Annotated in this window: 19 protein-coding genes and 5 tRNA genes; 18 read left to right on the forward strand and 6 right to left on the reverse strand. The window is 49.6% G+C overall.

Features of this window, described 5'->3' with window-relative positions; all coding sequences use genetic code 11:
- Positions 1-2: 2 nt before the first annotated feature.
- The 6 genes from L6468_RS01740 to L6468_RS01765 all read right to left on the reverse strand — a co-directional run bounded on the left by L6468_RS01740 (position 3) and on the right by L6468_RS01765 (position 5,223).
- The gene (locus L6468_RS01740; protein ID WP_237794606.1) at positions 3-1,670 is read right to left on the reverse strand and encodes an AMP-binding protein; all 1,668 of its coding nucleotides are present in this window, start codon (positions 1,668-1,670) and stop codon (positions 3-5) included.
- Positions 1,671-1,718: 48 nt separating this feature from the next.
- Positions 1,719-2,276 carry a helix-turn-helix domain-containing protein gene (locus L6468_RS01745; protein WP_091818844.1) on the reverse strand — a complete coding sequence of 186 codons (558 nt, stop codon included), beginning with the start codon at positions 2,274-2,276 and terminating at the stop codon, positions 1,719-1,721.
- 105 nt (positions 2,277-2,381) lie between these two features.
- On the reverse strand, positions 2,382-3,161 hold the full coding sequence (locus tag L6468_RS01750) for a pyrroline-5-carboxylate reductase family protein (protein WP_237794608.1): 780 nt from the start codon (positions 3,159-3,161) through the stop codon (positions 2,382-2,384).
- A 90-nt stretch (positions 3,162-3,251) separates the two neighbouring features.
- The gene (locus tag L6468_RS01755; protein WP_091818837.1) at positions 3,252-4,379 is read right to left on the reverse strand and encodes an aspartate aminotransferase family protein; all 1,128 of its coding nucleotides are present in this window, start codon (positions 4,377-4,379) and stop codon (positions 3,252-3,254) included.
- Between the two features lie 95 nt (positions 4,380-4,474).
- A complete protein-coding gene (locus L6468_RS01760; protein ID WP_237794610.1) occupies positions 4,475-4,993 on the reverse strand; it encodes a helix-turn-helix domain-containing protein in 519 nt (172 codons plus the stop codon).
- Positions 4,948-5,223, reverse strand: coding sequence for a hypothetical protein (locus tag L6468_RS01765; protein ID WP_237794612.1), 276 nt, complete (start codon positions 5,221-5,223; stop codon positions 4,948-4,950). The genes L6468_RS01760 and L6468_RS01765 overlap by 46 nt, the downstream gene beginning before the upstream one ends.
- Before the next feature lie 810 nt (positions 5,224-6,033).
- Here L6468_RS01765 and rpsU point away from each other — a divergent pair.
- The 18 genes from rpsU to argR all read left to right on the forward strand — a co-directional run bounded on the left by rpsU (position 6,034) and on the right by argR (position 21,377).
- On the forward strand, positions 6,034-6,225 hold the full coding sequence (gene rpsU, locus L6468_RS01770) for a 30S ribosomal protein S21 (protein ID WP_028902393.1): 192 nt from the start codon (positions 6,034-6,036) through the stop codon (positions 6,223-6,225).
- Between the two features lie 86 nt (positions 6,226-6,311).
- Positions 6,312-7,190 carry a tyrosine-type recombinase/integrase gene (locus L6468_RS01775; protein WP_237794619.1) on the forward strand — a complete coding sequence of 293 codons (879 nt, stop codon included), beginning with the start codon at positions 6,312-6,314 and terminating at the stop codon, positions 7,188-7,190.
- Between the two features lie 37 nt (positions 7,191-7,227).
- Positions 7,228-7,527: a ribosome hibernation-promoting factor, HPF/YfiA family gene (gene hpf / locus L6468_RS01780; protein ID WP_091814743.1), complete on the forward strand. Its 300-nt coding sequence runs from the start codon at positions 7,228-7,230 to the stop codon at positions 7,525-7,527.
- A gap of 101 nt (positions 7,528-7,628) precedes the next feature.
- Positions 7,629-7,702, forward strand: a tRNA-Thr gene (locus L6468_RS01785).
- Between the two features lie 49 nt (positions 7,703-7,751).
- A tRNA-Tyr gene (locus L6468_RS01790) sits at positions 7,752-7,834 on the forward strand.
- Between the two features lie 18 nt (positions 7,835-7,852).
- Positions 7,853-7,925 (forward strand) — tRNA-Gly (locus tag L6468_RS01795).
- Positions 7,926-7,935: 10 nt separating this feature from the next.
- Positions 7,936-8,007 (forward strand) — tRNA-Thr (locus tag L6468_RS01800).
- A gap of 70 nt (positions 8,008-8,077) precedes the next feature.
- Positions 8,078-9,262, forward strand: coding sequence for an elongation factor Tu (gene tuf, locus L6468_RS01805; protein WP_091814739.1), 1,185 nt, complete (start codon positions 8,078-8,080; stop codon positions 9,260-9,262).
- An 88-nt stretch (positions 9,263-9,350) separates the two neighbouring features.
- Positions 9,351-9,423 (forward strand) — tRNA-Trp (locus tag L6468_RS01810).
- A 19-nt stretch (positions 9,424-9,442) separates the two neighbouring features.
- Entirely contained in the window at positions 9,443-9,631 is a 189-nt protein-coding gene (gene secE / locus L6468_RS01815; RefSeq protein ID WP_091814736.1) for a preprotein translocase subunit SecE, read from the forward strand.
- A 19-nt stretch (positions 9,632-9,650) separates the two neighbouring features.
- A complete protein-coding gene (gene nusG, locus L6468_RS01820; protein ID WP_091814733.1) occupies positions 9,651-10,196 on the forward strand; it encodes a transcription termination/antitermination protein NusG in 546 nt (181 codons plus the stop codon).
- A gap of 90 nt (positions 10,197-10,286) precedes the next feature.
- Positions 10,287-10,727, forward strand: coding sequence for a 50S ribosomal protein L11 (gene rplK / locus L6468_RS01825; RefSeq protein ID WP_091814730.1), 441 nt, complete (start codon positions 10,287-10,289; stop codon positions 10,725-10,727).
- Between the two features lie 23 nt (positions 10,728-10,750).
- Positions 10,751-11,443 carry a 50S ribosomal protein L1 gene (gene rplA, locus L6468_RS01830; RefSeq protein ID WP_091814727.1) on the forward strand — a complete coding sequence of 231 codons (693 nt, stop codon included), beginning with the start codon at positions 10,751-10,753 and terminating at the stop codon, positions 11,441-11,443.
- A gap of 20 nt (positions 11,444-11,463) precedes the next feature.
- The gene (gene rplJ, locus L6468_RS01835; RefSeq protein ID WP_091814724.1) at positions 11,464-11,979 is read left to right on the forward strand and encodes a 50S ribosomal protein L10; all 516 of its coding nucleotides are present in this window, start codon (positions 11,464-11,466) and stop codon (positions 11,977-11,979) included.
- Positions 11,980-12,030: 51 nt separating this feature from the next.
- Positions 12,031-12,411 carry a 50S ribosomal protein L7/L12 gene (rplL, locus tag L6468_RS01840; protein WP_091814722.1) on the forward strand — a complete coding sequence of 127 codons (381 nt, stop codon included), beginning with the start codon at positions 12,031-12,033 and terminating at the stop codon, positions 12,409-12,411.
- A gap of 149 nt (positions 12,412-12,560) precedes the next feature.
- Positions 12,561-16,373 (forward strand): DNA-directed RNA polymerase subunit beta, encoded by a 3,813-nt coding sequence (gene rpoB / locus L6468_RS01845; RefSeq protein ID WP_091814719.1) that lies wholly within the window; start codon positions 12,561-12,563, stop codon positions 16,371-16,373.
- A gap of 41 nt (positions 16,374-16,414) precedes the next feature.
- Positions 16,415-20,746: a DNA-directed RNA polymerase subunit beta' gene (gene rpoC, locus L6468_RS01850; RefSeq protein ID WP_237794621.1), complete on the forward strand. Its 4,332-nt coding sequence runs from the start codon at positions 16,415-16,417 to the stop codon at positions 20,744-20,746.
- Between the two features lie 154 nt (positions 20,747-20,900).
- Positions 20,901-21,377 carry an arginine repressor gene (gene argR / locus L6468_RS01855; protein ID WP_091814713.1) on the forward strand — a complete coding sequence of 159 codons (477 nt, stop codon included), beginning with the start codon at positions 20,901-20,903 and terminating at the stop codon, positions 21,375-21,377.
- The last annotated feature ends 11 nt before the right edge of the window (positions 21,378-21,388 follow it).

Raw genomic sequence — 21,388 nt, forward strand, 5'->3', positions numbered from 1 at the left:
GCTTATTTCGAGGCATCCTTCTGACGAATCTCTACGCGGCGTATCTTACCGCTGATAGTCTTCGGCAGCTCATCCACGAACTCGATGATACGTGGGTATTTGTAGGGAGCCGTCTCTTTCTTGACGTGCTGCTGCAGTTCCTTAATCAGGTCATCGCCAGCCTTGTCTTTCCACTCTTTGCCCAGTACTACCGTAGCTTTCACTACCATACCGCGCACATCATCAGGCACGCCGGTGATAGCACATTCCACAACAGCGGGGTGGGTCATCAGGGCGCTCTCTACCTCGAACGGACCGATACGATAGCCTGATGACTTGATGACGTCGTCAATACGTCCCTCAAACCAGTAGTAGCCGTCCTCATCGCGCCAGGCCATATCGCCTGTATGGTAGATACCGTCGTGCCAGGCCTCGCGGGTCTTCTCTTCATCGCGGTAGTAACCCTTGAACAGGCCTACAGGCTTCTTGTCGCCTACGCGCACCACAATCTCGCCCTTCTCACCATCTTCGCAAGGCGTACCGTCGGCACGCAGCAAGTCGATGTCGTACTGGGCGTTGGGGATACCCATCGAGCCGGGCTTGGGCGTCATCCAGGGGAAGGTGCCCAGCGTCATGGTTGTCTCGGTCTGACCGAAGCCTTCCATCATGCGGATGCCGGTCTTCTCGTAGAACTTCTCATAGACGGCGGGGTTCAGTGCCTCGCCGGCCGTGCAGCAGTATTGCAGTGAGCTGAGGTCGTATTTCGACAGGTCTTCACGGATCATGAAACGGTAGATGGTGGGAGGTGCACAGAAACTGGTCACCTTGTATTTCTCCATCTGGCGCAACAGTGTGTCGGCATTGAACTTCTCGTGGTCGAACACGAATACCGTAGCACCGGCAAACCACTGTCCGTAGAACTTACCCCATACGGCCTTACCCCAACCTGTGTCTGCCACCGTCAGGTGCAGGGACCCTTCGTGCAGGTTGTGCCAGAATACACCTGTGGTCAGGTGTCCCATGGCATAGAGGTAGTCGTGTGCCACCATCTTAGGTTCGCCACTAGTACCGCTGGTGAAGTACATAATCATCGTGTCCTCGTTGTTGTTGACAAAGGCTGGACGCTCAAACTTAGGCGCCTTCACTACTTCCGACTGATAGTCGCGGAAACCTTCTGGAATGGGTTTGCCGTGGTCTGTAATGGCGATATACTGCTTCACTGAGGGACTCTCGTTCATGGCCAGCTGGATCTGTCCGGTCACGTAGGGGTCGTCCACGCAGATAATGGCCTTGATAGAGGCACGTGTGTTACGATAGACAATATCATGCTTGGTGAGCATGTGGGTGGCAGGAATCACGATGGCACCAATCTTACAAAGGGCCAGCATCACAATCCACCACTCGTAGCGACGCTTCAGGATCAGCATCACGGGATCGCCCTTGCCAATGCCGAGCGACTGCAGATAGGCTGCAGCCTGGTCGCTCTGCTCTTTCAACTGTTTATAGGTGGCACGTATCTCCTCGCCCTGGTCGTTAGTCCAGAGCAGTGCCAGTTTCTCGGGCGCTTCTTCGGCCCATGCGTCCATCACGTCGTAAGCAAAGTTGAAGTGCTCGGGGATGATGAACTCCAAGTTCTTGTTGTAATCCTCCACTGAGGTGAAGCTCGTCTGCTTCAGGAATCTTTCAATCATTTCTTCTTTCTTTCGTTATAATGATATAACGTCATCGCGTTATTACGACTATTCTACTGTAAAGGCGAGGAATTTGACGGCCTTGTCTCCCATGGCCAGCATGCCGTGGGGCTTGGTGGCATCGAAATAGATGCTGTCACCCTCTTCCAGTACGATGGTCTTGCCGGCGATATAGAGTTCCATCTTTCCTTCGAGCACCAGGTTGAACTCCTGACCTGGGTGTGAGTTCTTGTAGACCACCTGTGCCTCGGGCTTGGGTTCTACGGTGACGATGAACACGTCGGCCTTGTGGTTCACGAAACCGCCTACCAGACTCTGGTATTTATAGGCCTTCGTACGCTCGATGCTCATGCCCTGACCCTTACGTGTCACGTAGTATGACTTCATGTGAGGTGCCTCCGCAAAGATCAGCTCCTCTGTTGATACACCGTATTTGTGGGCTATCTTCATCAGGTTCGAGATAGTGATGTCCATCTCGCCTGCCTCAATCTTCTCATATTTATCCGATGAGATGCCAATGGTCTCGGCCATCTCGCTCACTGGGATATCGAGTACGTCGCGCAGTCCGCGCAAACGCTCACCAATCTGTTTCAGTTGTTCGTCCATAATCATTTTTTTACTTTTCAAAGCGGTAGCCGCTCGAGCTCTGCTCGCTTTTACAAAGCTTCGCGACTAAAAGAATTTTTTCACTTTTCACTTTTCCCTATACCCTTATTTTGCTCCTGCTTTCAATCCGCGAATCACAGCAGATGTGAAGCCTGCATGCTCCATCTCGTTCAGTCCCTTGATGGTCACACCACCAGGTGTGGTCACCAGGTCGATGGCAGCTTCGGGATGCAGTCCGCTGGCCTCCAGCAGTTTCACGGCGCCCAACATGGTCTGCATTACAATCTCCTTGGCCTGGTCGGCCTTGAATCCCAGTTCTACACCACCTTCCGAGGCTGCACGCACATAGCGCATCGCATAGGCAATGCCGCAAGAGGCGAGGGTAGTGCCTGCTGCCAGGTGTGCCTCGTCGGTAATCAGCGTATTACCCATCGCATCAAAGATGGCCTTCACAGTCTCGGTGTGTGACGATTCAGTCGTCACAGGCACCAGGAACGTCATGGATGCCAGTTCTGCAATGGCGATATTGGGGATACAGAGGAACAGCGGGGGACACTGTGCTCCCAGCCACTCCTGAATGCTGGCTGATTTCACGCCGGCAGCGATGACTACGAGAATCTGCTTCTCGGGGTTCAGACTGTCCTTGATACCTTTTAATACGGTCTCTACCAACCAGGGCTTTACGAATACCATCACCACGTCAGCCTCCTTTGCAGCTGCTGCGTTGTCGGTAGTGGTACGGATACCCTGTGCAGAGAATTTCTTCAGTACGACCTCAGCAGGGTCGCTTACCATCAAGTCTTTGTTGTCGAAGTAGTCGGCCTTGATCATGCCTTCTACGGTGGCGCCGCCCATGGCACCTGCGCCTATCACTGAAATTTTCATATTTATTGCGGTAGCCGCTCGAGCTCTGCTCGCTTTTACAAAGCTTCGCGACTAAAAGAAATTATTCACTTTTCACTATTCCCTTTTCCCTCATAAAGCGGCTTCCAGACGCTTTACGAACTCATCTGCTTCTGCCTTGGTGAAGGTTAATGGTGGCAGCAGACGGAGTACATTCTCGCCTGAGCAGCCTGTGAAGACGTGCTGCTCGTAAACTAGGCGCTGGCGTACGGGCTTCTGTGGTGTGTAGAGCTCGATACCAATCATCAGTCCGCGACCGCGTACCTCTTTAATCTTATCGTTGTTCAGGTTGCGAATCTTCTCCATCAGGTAGTCACCCACCTCGCGGGCATTCTCCACCAGGTTCTCCTGTTCCATCACGTCGATAACCGACAAGGCTGCGGTACATGCCAGATGGTTACCTCCGAAGGTGGTACCCAACTGTCCATAGACGGCCTTGAACTCAGGTGAAATCAGCACGGCACTCATGGGGAATCCGTTGCCGATGCCCTTGGCCACGGTGATAATATCGGGTTTGATGCCCAGCCACTGGTGAGCGAAGAACTTACCGCTTCGGCCGTAGCCACACTGTATCTCGTCACAGATCAGTACGGCACCATAGCGCTTGCAGGCATAGGCCAACTTCTGGGCAAACTCGGGTGTGGCCATCTGAATACCGCCAACACCCTGAATACACTCCAGGATAACGGCAGCGATACCCTCGCGTGTCAGTTCGCGCACCCAAGGCTCAATATCGTTGAGTGGCAGGAAGCGTACGTGGTGGTTATCATTGATGGGGGCTACAATCTTGGGGTTGTTGGTCACCTCGACGGCCAGGCTGGTACGTCCGTGGAAAGCTTTCTCGCAAGACAGCACGCGCACGTTGCCCGTCTTAAACGATGCCAGCTTCAGGGCATTCTCGTTAGCCTCGGCACCGCTGTTCACCAAAAACAGCTGATAGTCCTCGTATCCGCTAATCTTGCCCAGTCGTTCTGCCAGTTCGGCCTGAAGCTTGTTTTGTACGGAGTTGCTGTAGAAGCCTAGTGTCTGCAACTGCTGCGTCATTTTCTCTACGTAGTGGGGGTGGCAGTGGCCAATGCTGATAACGGCATGACCGCCATAAAGGTCCATGTATTCCTGACCTTTATCGTCCCATACTTTGCATCCTTTTCCCTTCACGATATTCACATCAAAAAGGGGGTAAACGTCAAATAATTGCATATTGTTACGTTTTTGTTGTTATCTGCATGCAAAGTTATACAAAAATTCCGATTTAGCGAACGATTTGCAGTTTTTTTTTGAATTTCAGGCGTTTCTCATGACGTAAGTAAAAATGTCCACACGGTGAGGAAAATTTTACTGATGGTTGCGAAGATGCTTTTCTTGCCCTTCTTCTTGAACATCTGGCTCACGCTGTCCAGGTATTCGTCAGGCATCACGCCGAAGGCAAACTTGAATGCCGAGTTGAAGGTGGCGGTGTTCTTGAAGCCGCTCCTGCTGGCGATGTTGTCCAGCGAGCACTCCGTGGGATCCATCAGCACCTTTGCGGCATACTCTGCGCGCAGGGAGTTGATATACTCCAGTGCTCTGTCGGGGTCGGCATAGCGCGGCACCAGTTTGCAGAATGTGTCCAGGTTTACCTCCATGAAATCAGCCAGTGCCTGCTGATCGGAATCGGGATCCGTGAAGGGCTTTTCCTTGTTGACGCGTGCATCCATCTTCACGAAGAAGGTCTGCGCCTCTTCCGTCGGGATGGGCTTGTTGGCTTTCTGGCTGACCTGCTTCTCCTTCAGCTGCTTTTCCAGTTCGTCGAGCGACATGTCCTTGTCGCCCACGATGGCGCGGTAGAGTTCAGCGCATTGAGTATGCGGTTCAACTGCTCGTTGCGACGATATACTATTCTGCTATAATGCACGCCGAAAGTACCAGTTACCAGAAGCAGTATGATGATGCACAATAGTATCACAATGATGGTGTCGGCCTCGGCAATCGTCAATGTGCGTGCCTGGCAGGCGGTTGTTGCTATGAATAGCAATGTGGCGGTTAGGATGGTCTTCTTCCTCATAGTCTTAATCTTTAGTTAAGTTATTCATCTTATCTCTTTGTGAGATTATGTTGTTATTTGCAAATTTATGGATAAAAAAGCAAAAACCAAAGATGAAATGCGAAAAATTTCCATGTATTCACATAAATTAACTAAAGAGTCTGTCTTACCAACAATCTCAGCTCGTTTTCCCGTGTCAGGGGGGGGGTGGCTTGCCAAGAATTATTAATGTTTAATCTTTTTACCTTTGTCAATTTCGGGGCTCTAGAGTGCCTTCGTGCTTCCAAACTTCCTCGTGCACTAGGAAAATTTTTCTCGCTAGTTAGAGCGCAATATTTATCCCTCATTGACGATGCAAAGGTACTCATAAAAAATGAGATAGAAGAGTAGCCTTTGTTAAAAAACCGGAAAAGGCTATATGTATGATTATCATGACTAAGCGCGTTACAGTATTACAGTATTACAGTTTTTTTTAGAGAGGCATAATTATTATGAAATTGAAAATACTATTATATATAATATATATATTATATATAATAGTAAATAGTATTTACGTATTTTTGTCGTTTTAATGGTATTTACGGCTTATAAAAAAACTGTAATACTGTAATACTGTAACGCAACATTAAAAAATAGCACGTAAATCGGATTGGAATAGCACTCGGAAAGTCTATTTTATGGTAATAATCAGCCATTTACATCAAAAAATTAGCAAAAAACTTGGTCAATTCACGAAATGTTTGTACCTTTGCACCCACTTTTTGTGTACCTATGTGTGCACGTAAATAATTCAAGTTTAATCATTTAACAATTTAAAGTCAAAAAAACAGTATGATTATTGTACCAGTAAAAGAAGGCGAGAACATCGAGAAGGCCCTCAAGAAGTTTAAGAGAAAGTTCGAGAAGACAGGTGTTGTGAAAGAGCTGCGTCGTCGTCAGCAATTCGACAAGCCTTCTGTCCTGAAGCGCCTGAAGATGGAGCACGCCGTTTACGTACAGCAGCTCCGTACAAACGAGGAATAAGCATTTTTTTCTCGAAAAATTTGGTAGATTCATAAAATTTCCGTAAATTCGTTGCCGAAAACTATGATAAGTTAGTGCAACGCTTTATGATTGATCAATTTCTCGACTATCTGCGCTACGAGCGAAATCGCAGCGAGCTGACAGTAAAAAGGTATGAGGACAGTCTGCGAGACTTCCAGAAATACTTCGAGGAAACAGAGGAGGGGCTCAGTTGGGTATCGGTAGATGCCGACGTCATCCGAGGATGGATGGAGAGTCTCATGGACAGGGGCAACAATGCCTCGACCGTGAATACAGGGCTATCGGCCCTGCGCTCTTTTTTCAGATACGCCCTCGCAAGAAAGTTGGTCAACAAGGATCCGGCTCACATGATAACCGGTCCCAAGAAGCGGAAACCACTGCCGCAATTCGTAAAGGAGGAGGAAATAAACCAACTTCTGGATAAAACGGAATGGGGAGTTGATTATAAAGATGTACGTGCGCGTACAATTATTATAATACTCTACGAGGCAGGACTTAGACGTAGCGAACTGATAGGGCTAAACGATAGCGACGTGGATCTGGATGCCATGCAACTTAAGGTTACCGGCAAAAGAAACAAGCAGCGCATCATCCCTTTCGGTAAAGAACTGGCAGAGCAGTTGGGGCAGTATATAGCTTGCCGCGACGAGGAGATAACAAAACGCTCGGAAGCACTCTTCCTTAATAACAAAGGAGAAAGAATATCCGAAGCAGAGGTCTACAACACAGTGAGGGAGAACCTGGCGAAGGTAACAACGCTGAAGAAGAAATCACCCCACGTACTGAGACACAGTTTTGCAACAGCCATGCTCAACCACGACGCAGGACTGGAAAGTGTAAGGAAACTCCTGGGGCATGAAAGCCTGGAGACAACACAAATTTACACGCACACAACGTTCGAGCAGTTAAAGCGAGTTTACAAAGAGGCCCTTCCGAGGGACTAGAGCTTTATAGTTTAACTTTTTAAAATTGGAGGTAACTATGGAAATTAAGATTCAGTCGATCCATTTCGACGCTACCGAGAAGTTAGAGGCGTTCATCGAAAAGAAGGTCGCCAAGTTAGAAAAGTCGTACGAAGATATACAGAAAGTTGAGGTGCAATTAAAGGTCGTAAAGCCTGCTACTGCCCAGAATAAGGAAGCCAGCATACAAGTTGCGGTACCCGGAAATACGCTGAGAGTAGAGAAGACAAGCGACACATTTGAAGAAAGTATAGACCTCTGCGTTGACTCAATGAGGGCTCAACTGCAGAAATTCAAGGAAAAATTGAGAAATTACTAAAAAAACTCTAGAAAAGTTTTGGTAATTCAAAAATAAGTCGTAACTTTGCAGCCGTTTTCCAACAGGTCGTAAATCTGAAGAGAGAGCGGCTGCTTAGAAAAGCCTCTTTAGCTCAGTTGGCCAGAGCACGTGATTTGTAATCTCGGGGTCGTTGGTTCGAATCCGACAAGAGGCTCAAGTGGAGCGAAAAAGCAAGCGCGCGACTAGTTGGGACGCAAAGATTTGGGTGTTTTCCAGAGTGGCCAAATGGGGCAGACTGTAAATCTGCTGTCTTTCGACTTCGGTGGTTCGAATCCATCAGCACCCACTCTCAAGAGATGTTTTTGCGGAAATAGCTCAGTTGATAGAGCACTAGCCTTCCAAGCTGGGGGTCGCGGGTTTGAGCCCCGTTTTCCGCTCTATAAACATGCTGTAATAGCTCAGTGGTAGAGCACTTCCTTGGTAAGGAAGAGGTCCTGAGTTCAACTCTCAGTTACAGCTCTCTCTGAGGATTGTAAGGAGGAGCAAAAACAACACGTAATATAAACAAATTTTATAAAAACAAAAAACAATGGCAAAAGAGACATTTGTGCGCACCAAACCGCACGTAAACATCGGTACTATTGGTCACGTTGACCACGGTAAGACAACTCTGACCGCTGCTATCACCACTGTACTGGCTAAGGCTGGTCTTTCTGAGGTGAAGTCATTCGACCAGATCGACAATGCTCCCGAGGAGAAGGAGCGTGGTATTACTATTAACACCGCTCACGTTGAGTACGAGACCAAGCTGCGTCACTACGCTCACGTGGACTGCCCGGGACACGCCGACTATGTGAAGAACATGGTAACTGGTGCTGCTCAGATGGATGGTGCTATCCTCGTAGTTGCTGCAACTGACGGTCCTATGCCTCAGACTCGTGAGCACGTTCTGCTCGCTCGTCAGGTAAATGTTCCCCGTCTGGTTGTATTCCTGAACAAGTGTGATATGGTTGAGGATGAGGAGATGCTGGAGCTCGTTGAGATGGAGGTCCGCGAGATTCTGGAGCAGTATGAGTTCGAGGATGAGACTCCTATCATTCGTGGCTCTGCCCTCGGTGCTCTGAACGGCGTTGAGAAGTGGGAGCAGAAGGTTATGGAGCTTATGGATACTTGCGACACTTGGATTCAGGAGCCTCCTCGTGCTACCGACAAGCCCTTCCTGATGCCTGTTGAGGACGTATTCTCAATCACAGGTCGTGGTACTGTAGCTACTGGTCGTATCGAGACTGGTGTTATCCACGTTGGTGATGCTGTTGAACTGCTCGGTCTTGGTGAGGACAAGAACTCAGTTGTAACTGGTGTCGAGATGTTCCGTAAGATCCTGGATGAGGGTCAGGCTGGTGATAACGTAGGTCTGCTGCTCCGTGGTATCGACAAGAACGAGATCAAGCGTGGTATGGTGCTCTGCCATCCCGGACAGATCAAGCCATTCAAGAAGTTCAAGGCTTCTATCTACGTACTGAAGAAGGAAGAGGGTGGTCGTCACACTCCATTCGGAAACAAGTATCGTCCTCAGTTCTACCTCCGCACCATGGACTGCACCGGTGAGATCACTCTGCCAGAGGGTGTTGAGATGGTAATGCCTGGTGACAACGTTGAGATTACTGTTGAGTTGATCTATGCCGTTGCTCTGAACAAGGGTCTGCGTTTCGCTATCCGTGAGGGTGGTCGTACTGTAGGTTCTGGCCAGATCACAGAGGTATACGAAGACTAAGACTAGGAAACTAGTAAGACTAGCGAAAGCTAGTTGTTACTAGGATTCGATAAAAATCAAGCCCCCGCTTACGGGTGGGGGCTTACTTACGGGAATAGCTCAGTTGGTAGAGCATCGGTCTCCAAAACCGAGGGTCGTGGGTTCGAGTCCTCCTTCCCGTGCAAAAAGAAAGAATAGAAGATGAAGAAGTTTTTCAACTATTGCAAAGTGTGCTACGATGAGTTAGCTCACAAAGTAACATGGCCGACGATGAAGGAATTGACTGGCAGTGCAGTGCTTGTACTGACAGCATCAGTTATTATTGCCTTGGTGGTGTTCGGCATGGATTTGACATTTGAGAAATTGATGAGTTTGGTATATCCAGGCTAATACACTATAGAGATAGGAAATGGCAGAGACTGGAAAGAAATGGTATGTCCTGAAAGCTGTTAGCGGAAAAGAGGGCAAAGTAAAAGAGTATCTAGAGGCATTGATGAAAAATAATCAGGCTCTGGCTGACGCAGTCGGACAGATTCTTTTGCCTACAGAGAAATATGCCCAACTGCGTAATGGCAAACGTGTAGTCAAGGAGAAATTGTTCCTCCCTGGCTATGTGCTTGTGGAAGCTCGTCTCGATGGTGAGATTGCTCACACACTCCGCTTCATTCCTAATGTGCTTGGCTTCCTCGGTGGTATGGATAATCCTAGCCCCGTTCGTCAGGCTGACATCAACCGCATCCTCGGTACAGTAGAAGATACTGCTATCCGCACGGAAGAGGTTACAATACCTTACGTCCTTGATGAGGCCGTTAAGGTGACCGATGGTCCTTTCAGTGGATTCAGCGGTGTGATTGAAGAGATTAATGCTGAGAAGCGCAAGCTGAAGGTAACAGTAAAGATTTTCGGACGCAAGACTCCTTTGGAGCTTGGATTTAATCAAGTAGAGAAAGAATAGAGCGTAGTTACGTGCGCCGTTCTAGTATACGGTCTAAGAGGCTTCCACTCTTCGACTTATATGCAAATCATTCAAAATTAACAAACAGAAATGGCTAAAGAAGTTGCTGGATTAATCAAATTACAGATTAAAGGTGGCGCTGCGAATCCCTCACCTCCCGTAGGACCTGCACTGGGTTCAAAGGGTATCAATATCATGGGATTCTGCAAAGAGTTCAACGCCAGAACCCAGGATAAGGCAGGTAAGATTCTTCCTGTCGTTATTACTTACTACGCCGACAAGTCATTCAGTTTCGTCATCAAAACTCCTCCAGCAGCTGTTCAGTTGCTCGAGGCTGCCAAGGTAAAGAGCGGAAGCGCAGAGCCTAACCGTAAGAAGGTGGCTACTGTAACCTGGGATCAGGTACGTGCTATTGCCGAGGACAAGATGGCTGACCTCAACTGTTTTACAATTGAGTCTGCAATGAAGCTGATTGCCGGTACGGCTCGCAGTATGGGTATTACTGTAAAAGGGGATTTCCCTGGTGAATAACAAATAACTTCAATTTTAAGACAATGAGTAAACTGACAAAAAATCAAAAGTTGGTAGCTGATAAGGTTGAAGCAGGGAAAGCATACTCTTTGAAGGAAGCAGCCGCATTGGTGAAGGAAATTACCACAACCAAGTTCGATGCTTCTGTTGATATCGATGTACGCTTGGGCGTTGACCCACGTAAGGCCAACCAGATGGTTCGCGGTGTTGTATCACTGCCGAACGGAACTGGTAAGGTAACTCGTGTGCTCGCCCTCTGTACTCCTGATCAGGAGGCTGCCGCTAAGGAAGCTGGTGCCGACTATGTTGGTCTCGATGAATATATCGAAAAGATCAAGGGCGGTTGGACCGATATTGATGTAATCATTACAATGCCCTCATGCATGGGTAAGCTGGGTCCCTTGGGTCGTGTTCTCGGTCCTCGCGGTTTGATGCCTAACCCCAAGAGTGGCACTGTTACTATGGACGTTGCAAAAGCAGTGAAGGAAGTTAAGCAGGGTAAGATTGACTTTAAAGTTGACAAGGCCGGTATCGTGCACACGTCAATTGGTAAAATCAACTTCAATGCTGATCAGATCTTTGAGAATGCAAAAGAGTTTATCTCTACGATTATCAAGCTGAAGCCTGCCGCTGCTAAGGGTACTTATATCAAGAGTATCTTCCTTTCAAGCACTATGAGTAAGGGTATCAAGGTAGATCCTAAATCAGTTGAATAACTCGTTAAAAGATTAGACAAATGAAAAAGGAAATAAAAGATACTATTATCGTAGAACTTGGAGAGAAATTGAAGCAGTATCCTCACTTCTATCTGGTTGACCTGACCGGACTGGATGCTGAGAAGACAAGCGACCTGCGTCGTAAGTGCTTCAAGAACGAAATCAAGATGGTGGTCGTAAAGAACACCCTGCTCCACAAGGCTTTTGAGGCTTCGGAGATTGATTTCTCTCCCCTGTATGACTGCTTGAAGGGCAACACTGCTGTGATGTTCGCAAACACAGCTAATGTTCCCGCCAAACTCCTCAAGGAATATAAGAAGGAAGGTATCCCCGCATTGAAGGGTGCCTATGCTGAGGAAAGCATCTTTGTTGGTGCTGACAAACTGGAAGAGTTGGTTGCTATCAAGAGCAAGAACGAGCTTATCGCCGAAGTTGTGGCTCTGCTGCAGTCGCCGATCAAGAATGTTGTTTCTGGCTTGAACGCCGGTGGCAAGGTCCACGGTCTGCTTGACGCTATCGCTGAGCGTAACAAATAAGCGAAAAAGTAAATTCATTAACATTAAAAACAATTAAAAAATTTAAATAAAATGGCAGATATCAAAGCTATTGCAGAAGAGTTGGTAAACCTTACTGTAAAAGAAGTTAACGAGTTGGCAACAGTCCTGAAGGACGAGTATGGAATTGAGCCTGCTGCTGCAGCCGTTGCTGTAGCTGCTGGTCCTGCTGCTGGTGGCGCTGCTCCCGCAGCTGAGGAGAAGACATCTTTCGATGTTATCCTGAAAGAGGCCGGTGCTGCTAAACTGCAGGTTGTAAAGGCTGTTAAGGAAGCTTGCGGTCTTGGTCTGAAGGAAGCTAAGGATCTCGTAGACGGTGCTCCCGCTACCGTTAAGGAGGGTCTGAGCAAGGAAGAGGCTGAGAACCTGAAGAAGACCATCGAGGCCGCTGGTGCCGTGGTTGAGCTGAAGTAATTCAGAAAACAACAATAACACTATGGTTGGGAGCTCTCCAGTAGAGGGTTCCCGACCATTTTCTTGTCTCTTCTAGTCAGAACTAGTTTAACTAGGTATGACTAGTAAAGCTAGTTTCACTAGAAAACAATAACCCACATTATTCATTTATGACTTCGAAAGTAATAGACAACAGAGTAAACTTTGGCAGCGTCAAGAACCCGATGCCGTTACCGGATTTCCTCGATGTACAATTAAAGTCTTTCAAGGACTTCCTGCAGTTGGACACTCCGCCTGAGGAACGCAAGAACGACGGTCTGTATAAGGTTTTCGCCGAGAACTTCCCTATCACAGATACGCGTAACAACTTCGTACTTGAGTTCCTGGATTACTATATTGACCCACCCCGTTACACCATCGACGAGTGTTTGGAGCGTGGTCTGACTTATAGCGTACCTCTTAAGGCTAAACTGAAACTTTACTGCACGGATCCCGATCACGAGGATTTCGGTACAGTGATTCAGGATGTATTCCTTGGTCCTATTCCTTACATGACGGCCAATGGTACATTCGTTATCAACGGTGCAGAACGTGTCGTTGTATCACAGTTGCACCGTTCACCCGGTGTATTCTTCGGTCAGAGCGTACATGCCAACGGTTCGCTGCTGTACTCAGCCCGTATCATCCCCTTCAAGGGTTCATGGATTGAGTTCGCAACAGACATCAACAACGTGATGTATGCCTATATCGACCGTAAGAAGAAGTTGCCTGTTACTACCTTGCTCCGTGCCATCGGTTTCGAGACCGATAAGGACATTCTGCAGATCTTCGACCTGGCAGAGGAAGTAAAGGTTACAAAGAAAGGATTGAAAGAAGTCATCGGTTGCAAGCTCGCAGCCCGTGTGCTGAAGAGTTGGAACGAGGACTTTGTAGATGAAGATACTGGTGAAGTAGTTTCTATCGAGCGTAATGAGGTAATCATGGATCGTGAGACTGAGATTACAGAAGATAACATCATGGACATCCTGGAGAGCGGTGCTGCTACTATCTTGGTTCACAAGAATGAGGCAACGGCTCAGGACTTCTCTATCATCTTCAACACACTGGCAAAAGACCCCAGTAACTCTGAGAAAGAGGCTGTGCTCTATATCTACCGTCAGCTGCGTAATGCAGATCCTGCCGATGATGCCAGTGCACGTGAAGTTATCCAGAACCTGTTCTTCTCAGACAAGCGTTACGACCTGGGTGATGTAGGTCGTTACCGCATCAACAAGAAGTTGGGACTGGACACCGAGATGGATGTCCGCGTTCTGACCAAGGAAGATATCATTGAGATTATCAAATACCTGATTCAGCTGATTAACTCAAAGGCTGCCGTTGACGATATTGACCACCTGTCAAACCGTCGTGTGCGCACCGTTGGTGAGCAGCTGTCAAATCAGTTCTCTATCGGTCTGGCCCGTATGAGCCGCACCATCCGTGAGCGCATGAACGTGCGTGACAACGAGGTGTTCACCCCGATGGACCTCATTAACGCAAAAACCATTTCAAGCGTTATCAACTCGTTCTTCGGAACCAACCCATTGTCACAGTTCATGGACCAGACGAACCCTCTGGCCGAGGTGACCCACAAGCGTCGTCTCTCTGCCCTGGGTCCTGGCGGTCTGAGTCGTGAGCGTGCCGGTTTCGAGGTTCGTGACGTACACTATACACACTATGGTCGTCTGTGTCCTATCGAGAGCCCTGAAGGACCTAACATCGGTCTGATTTCTTCACTCTGCGTCTATGCAAAGATCAATGAGCTGGGCTTCATCGAGACACCATACCGTAAGGTAGAGAATGGTGTGGCCAACCTGAATGATGACGGTATCGTCTACCTCACCGCTGAGGAAGAGGAGAACTTTATCATCGGTCAGGGTAACGCACCTCTGAACGACGATGGTACCTTTATCCGTCCTGTCGTAAAATGTCGTCAGGATGCCGACTTCCCCGTGGTACCTCCCACAGAGGTTAACCTCATGGATGTATCTCCCCAGCAGATTGCCTCTATCGCTGCATCACTTATTCCTTTCTTGGAGCACGACGATGCTCACCGTGCACTGATGGGATCTAACATGATGCGCCAGGCAGTACCTCTGCTCCACAACGAGGCACCTATCGTAGGTACCGGTATCGAGAAGCAGGTCTGCGAAGACTCTCGTACCATGGTAACCGCCGAGGGTGACGGTGTGATTGAATATGTTGACGCTACAACCATCCGTATCCTCTATGACCGTACAGAGGACGAGGAGTTCGTCAGCTTCGAACCCGCCATGAAGGAATACCGTATTCCAAAGTTCCGCCGTACCAACCAGAACATGACCATCGACCTGCGTCCTATCTGTAATAAGGGCCAGCGTGTGAAGAAGGGTGATATTCTGACCGAGGGTTATGCCACTGAGAACGGTGAGTTGGCACTGGGTCGTAACCTGCTCGTGGCTTACATGCCTTGGAAGGGTTACAACTATGAGGATGCTATCGTGCTGAACGAGCGTATCGTTCGTGAGGACGTGCTCACCTCTGTACACGTGGACGAGTACTCACTCGATGTACGTGAGACCAAGCGTGGTGTGGAAGAGTTCACCTCTGATATTCCTAACGTAAGCGAAGAGGCCACCAAGGACCTCGACGAGAACGGTGTGATCCGTGTCGGTGCCCGCGTAGAGCCAGGAGATATCCTGATTGGTAAGATTTCACCTAAGGGTGAGAGCGATCCTTCACCTGAGGAGAAGTTGCTCCGCGCCATCTTCGGTGACAAGGCCGGTGACGTGAAGGACTCTTCACTGAAGGCCAACCCATCACTGAGTGGTGTCATCATCGACAAGAAGCTCTTTGCCCGTGCCATCAAGACCCGTCAGACCAAGCAGCAGGATAAGATCGTGCTGGCTAAGATCGACGAGGAGTACCAGGCAAAGGTTGACGACCTGAAGGACATCCTGGTTGACAAGCTGATGGAACTCACTAAGGGTAAGACTTCACAGGGTGTGAAGGACTACACCGGTGCAGAGGTTATCTCTAAGGGTTCTAAGTTCACCATGACAGCCCTGAAGAACCTGGAGTACGGTGATATCCAGACCAACAAGTGGACAAATGACGAGCACAAGAACGAACTTATCGGTCAGCTCATCATCAACTATATGAAGAAGTACAAGCTGCTCGATGCCGAGATGAAGCGTAAGAAGTTTGCCATCACCATTGGTGACGAGCTGCCCTCAGGCATTCTGCAGATGGCCAAGGTATACGTTGCCAAGAAGCGTAAGATCGGTGTGGGTGATAAGCTCGCCGGTCGTCACGGTAACAAGGGTATCGTATCTAAGGTTGTACGTCAGGAGGATATGCCATTCCTCGAGGATGGTCGTCCCGTAGACTTGGTACTGAACCCTCTGGGTGTGCCTTCTCGTATGAACCTCGGTCAGATCTTCGAGGCTATCCTCGGTGCTGCCGGTAAGCGTCTCGGCGTGAAGTTCGCTACACCTATCTTCGACGGTGCAAAACTTGAAGACCTCGCAGAATGGACCGACAAGGCAGGTCTGCCACGCCTCTGCTCTACCCACCTGTATGACGGTGAGACCGGTGAGCGTTTCGACCAGCCTGCAACAGTAGGTATCACCTACTTCCTGAAACTGGGTCACATGGTTGAGGACAAGATGCACGCCCGTTCTATCGGTCCGTACTCACTCATCACTCAGCAGCCTCTTGGTGGTAAGGCCCAGTTCGGTGGTCAGCGTTTTGGTGAGATGGAAGTCTGGGCACTGGAGGCCTTTGGTGCCAGCCATGTGCTTCAGGAGATTCTGACTATCAAGTCTGATGATACCGTAGGTCGTTCTAAGGCTTACGAGGCTATCGTGAAGGGTGAGCCCATGCCAACACCAGGCATTCCTGAGTCACTCAACGTGCTGCTGCACGAGTTGCGTGGTCTGGGTCTGAGCGTAACTCTCGACTAAGTGAATGGATAATTGAAAATTGAAAATTGATAATTTGAAATATGGCTTTCAAGAAAGATTCAAAGACAAGAAATAATTTCACCAAGATTACCATCGGTCTTGCTTCACCCGAGCAGATCCTTGAGAATTCATTTGGCGAGGTTACGAAGCCTGAGACCATCAACTATCGTACATACAAGCCCGAGCGCGACGGTCTGTTCTGTGAGCGTATCTTCGGTCCTACCAAGGACTATGAGTGCGCCTGCGGTAAGTACAAGCGCATCCGCTACAAGGGTATCGTGTGCGACCGTTGTGGTGTTGAGGTGACCGAGAAGAAGGTGCGCCGTGAGCGCAGCGGACACATCGAACTGGTAGTGCCCATTGCCCACATCTGGTATTTCCGCAGCCTGCCCAACAAGATTGGCTATCTGCTGGGACTGCCCACCAAGAAGCTCGACGCAATCATTTACTATGAGCGCTATGTTGTGATTCAGCCAGGTGCCCTCGAGGGCCGCAAGGATGCCGAAGGCAATCCTCTGCTGGGTTCACAGAAGTTCGACCTGCTCTCTGAGGAGGAGTACAATGATATCATCGACAACCAGCTGTCAGAGGATAACTACTATCTGGACGACAGCGATCCCAATAAGTTCGTAGCCAAGATGGGTGCCGAGGCTATCTACGACCTGCTTCAGCAGCTCGACCTCGACTCACTGTCATACGAACTGCGCGACCGTGCCAATACCGACTCTTCACAGCAGCGTAAGAACGAGGCTCTGAAGCGTCTGCAGGTAGTAGAGGCCTTCCGTTCATCAGTAGAGAAAGGTATCAACCGTCCTGAGTGGATGATTATGAAGATACTGCCCGTGACTCCTCCTGAGTTGCGTCCTCTGGTGCCCCTGGATGGTGGTCGTTTCGCCACATCCGACCTGAACGACCTCTATCGTCGCGTGATTATCCGTAACAACCGTCTGAAGCGTCTGATGGAGATTCATGCACCTGAAGTGATTCTGCGTAACGAGAAGCGTATGCTGCAGGAGGCTGTAGACTCACTCTTCGACAACAGCCGCAAGTCATCGGCCGTGAAGAGCGACAGCAACCGTCCTTTAAAGTCACTCTCTGACTCACTGAAGGGTAAGCAGGGTCGTTTCCGTCAGAACTTGCTGGGTAAGCGTGTTGACTACTCAGCCCGTTCGGTTATCGTCGTAGGTCCTGAGCTGAAGATGGGTGAGTGCGGTCTGCCAAAGTTGATGGCCGCAGAGCTCTATAAGCCATTCATCATCCGCAAGCTCATTGAGCGCGGTATCGTGAAGACAGTGAAGAGCGCCAAAAAGATTGTTGACCGTCGTGAACCCGTTATCTGGGATATTCTGGAGAACGTGATGAAGGGTCACCCCGTGATGCTGAACCGTGCACCAACACTGCACCGTCTGGGTATCCAGGCCTTCCAGCCCAAGCTGATTGAGGGTAAGGCTATCCAGTTGCACCCACTGGCATGTACCGCGTTCAACGCCGACTTCGACGGTGACCAGATGGCTGTTCACCTTCCCCTGTCAAACGAGGCTATCCTCGAGACCCAGCTGTTGATGCTCCAGAGCCACAACATCCTGAATCCTGCCAACGGTGCACCTATCACCGTACCTTCACAGGATATGGTGCTCGGTCTTTACTATATCACCAAGATTCGTCCAGGTGCCAAGGGTGAGGGCCTCTCATTCTACGGTCCTGAGGAAGCTATCATCGCCCACAACGAGGGTAAGTGCGACCTGCACGCCCAGGTGAAGGTGATGGTTGACGATGTGGTTGACGGCATCAAGGTACGTCATCAGGTAGAGACTTCTGTAGGTCGTGTCATCGTGAATGGCATCGTTCCTAAGGAGGTAGGCTATGTCAATAAGGTTATTTCTAAGAAGAGTCTGCGCGACATCATCGCCGACGTTATCAAGAACGTAGGTTTCGCCGAGGCTTGCGAGTTCCTGGATGGTATCAAGAACCTGGGTTACCGCATGGCCTACCTGGCTGGTCTGTCGTTCAACCTCGACGACATCATTATTCCTAAGGAGAAGGCAGAGCTTATCGCCAAGGGTAATGAAGAGGTGCAGCAGATTACCGACAACTATAACATGGGTTTCATCACCGACAACGAGCGTTACAACCAGGTTATCGATACATGGACCCACGTGAACAACGATATCGGTAACATCCTGATGAAGGAGATGACCGAGGCTGACCAGGGCTTCAACGCCGTATTCATGATGCTTGACTCTGGTGCCCGTGGTAGTAAGGACCAGATCAAACAGCTCTCTGGTATCCGTGGTCTGATGGCTAAGCCTCAGAAAGCCGGTGCCGAGGGTCACCAGATTATTGAGAACCCAATTCTGTCAAACTTCAAGGAAGGTATGTCTGTGCTGGAGTACTTCATCTCTACCCACGGTGCCCGTAAGGGTCTTGCCGATACCGCCATGAAGACCGCCGACGCTGGTTACCTGACCCGTCGTCTGGTTGACGTTTCTCACGATGTGATTATCAATGAGGAAGACTGCGGTACACTGCGTGGTCTGGAGTGCACAGCCCTGAAGAGTGGCGACGAGGTTATCTCTTCACTGTCTGAGCGTATCCTGGGTCGTGTCAGCGTGCACGACGTGGTGAACCCCAAGACTGGTGAGGTTATCGTACCTGCCGGTGAGGAGATTACCGAGGCTAAGGCCGACATGATTGAGAAGGCTGAGATCGAGATGGTTGAAATCCGTTCTGTGCTCACTTGTGAGTCAAAGAAGGGTGTCTGCATGAAGTGTTACGGACGCAACCTGGCTACCCGCCGCATGGTACAGAAGGGTGAGGCTGTAGGTGTGATTGCCGCACAGGCTATCGGTGAGCCTGGTACTCAGCTGACTCTGCGTACGTTCCACGCCGGTGGTGTGGCTGCCAACGCCGCAGCAAACGCAACTATCGTATGTAAGTACGAGTCAGCCCGTATCGAACTCGAAGAGGTTCGTACCGTACCATTCGATGAGGACGGACGTGATTGTGAGATGGTAGTGAGCCGTCTGGGTGAAATGCGTTTTGTTGACCCCAACACCAAGATTGTGCTGTCAACTGTCAACGTGCCTTACGGTTCTTCACTCTACTTCAAGAATGGTGACGTGGTTGCCAAGGGTGACAAGATTGCCCAGTGGGACCCCTTCAACGCCGTTATCGTAACCGAGTACGCAGGTACCCTGAAATTCAACGACGTTATCGAAGGTGTTACCTTCCGTGCCGAGACCGACGAAACCACCGGTCTGACAGAAAAGATTGTTACCGAGTCTAAGGACAAGACCAAGGTTCCTACCTGTGACATCCTCGATGCCAACGGTGAGAAGATTGGAACCTATAACTTCCCTGTGGGTGGTCACGTAGTTGTTGAGGATGGTCAAACAGTGAAGACTGGTGAGACCCTCGTCAAGATTCCTCGTGCAGCTGCCAAGGGTGGTGATATTACCGCCGGTCTGCCTCGTGTTACCGAGCTGTTCGAGGCTCGTAACCCATCTAACCCCGCAATCGTATCAGAAATCGACGGTGAGGTAACCATGGGTAAGGTAAAGCGTGGTAACCGTGAGATTATCGTTACCTCAAAGACTGGCGACCAGCGCAAGTACCTCGTATCTCTGTCAAAGCAGATCCTGGTACAGGAGCACGACGCCGTGCGCGCAGGTACACCTCTGTCAGACGGTGCCATCACCCCAAGCGACATCCTCGCCATCAAGGGTCCCACCGCCGTGCAGGAGTATATCGTTAATGAGGTACAGGACGTGTACCGTCTGCAGGGTATCAAGATCAACGACAAGCACTTCGAGATCATCGTACGTCAGATGATGCGCAAGGTGCAGATCAACGACCCGGGCGATACCTCATTCCTCGAGAGCGACATCATCGACAAGCTCGACTTCGCTGAAGAGAACGACCGTATCTGGGGTAAGAAGGTGGTTACCGATGCCGGTGACTCTGAGACCTTGCAGAAGGGTCAGATCGTAACAGCCCGTCGTCTGCGCGATGAGAACACCTCACTGAAGCGCCGTGACCTGCGTACCGTTCAGGTGCGTGATGCAGTGCCCGCAACGTCAACTCAGATCCTGCAGGGTATCACCCGTGCAGCTCTGCAGACCAAGTCGTTCATGTCGGCTGCTTCGTTCCAGGAGACCACGAAGGTGCTCAACGAGGCCGCTATCCGCGGTAAGCAGGACTTCCTGGAGGGTATGAAGGAGAACGTGATCTGCGGTCACCTGATTCCTGCCGGTACCGGTCTGCGTGAGTTCGAGAAGATTATTGTAGGTTCCAAGGAGGAGTACGAGCGTATGCAGGCTAACCGCAAAAACGTGCTCGACTTTGCCGAGGATGCAGTGATCGACGAGCAATAAAAGTATACATATTTAATTCATATTCAAAAAAGATGCGTTCTTCACCGGACGCATCTTTTTTTTATGCACAAAAGCCAAAGTTTATGCATAAAAATTTGGATATATGCAAAAATAGTTGTACTTTTGCATCGCAAATCTGAATAAATATACCAATATGAAGGATAAGAAGAATAGATTGGAAGCATTGAGGCTGATTATTTCAAGCCAGCAGATGGGTAGTCAGGAAGAGTTGTTGAACGCACTGCAGAACGAGGGCTTCAACTTGACACAGGCCACGCTGAGCCGTGACTTGAAGCAACTGAAGGTTGCCAAGGCTGCCACCATGAGCGGCAACTACGTCTACGTACTCCCCAACGAGTCCATGTACAAGCGCGTAAGCACCCATTCTTCTGTCCGCGAGATGATGCAGATGCCAGGTTTCATCAGCATCAATTTCTCAGGCAACATGGGCGTCATCAAGACGCGTCCTGGCTATGCCAGTGCCATTGCCTGGAACATTGACCGCAGCGACATCCCCGAGATTCTGGGCACCATTGCCGGCGACGACAATATCTTTATCGTCATCAAGGAAGGCGTGAGCCACAGGGAAATCACCGAGGCGCTGAAGGAGGTCGTCCCCAATTTGAAATAAATGTTGACCCT

The sequence above is a fragment of the Prevotella communis genome, assembly GCF_022024115.1.
GTDB classification, from domain to species: Bacteria; Bacteroidota; Bacteroidia; order Bacteroidales; family Bacteroidaceae; genus Prevotella; species Prevotella communis.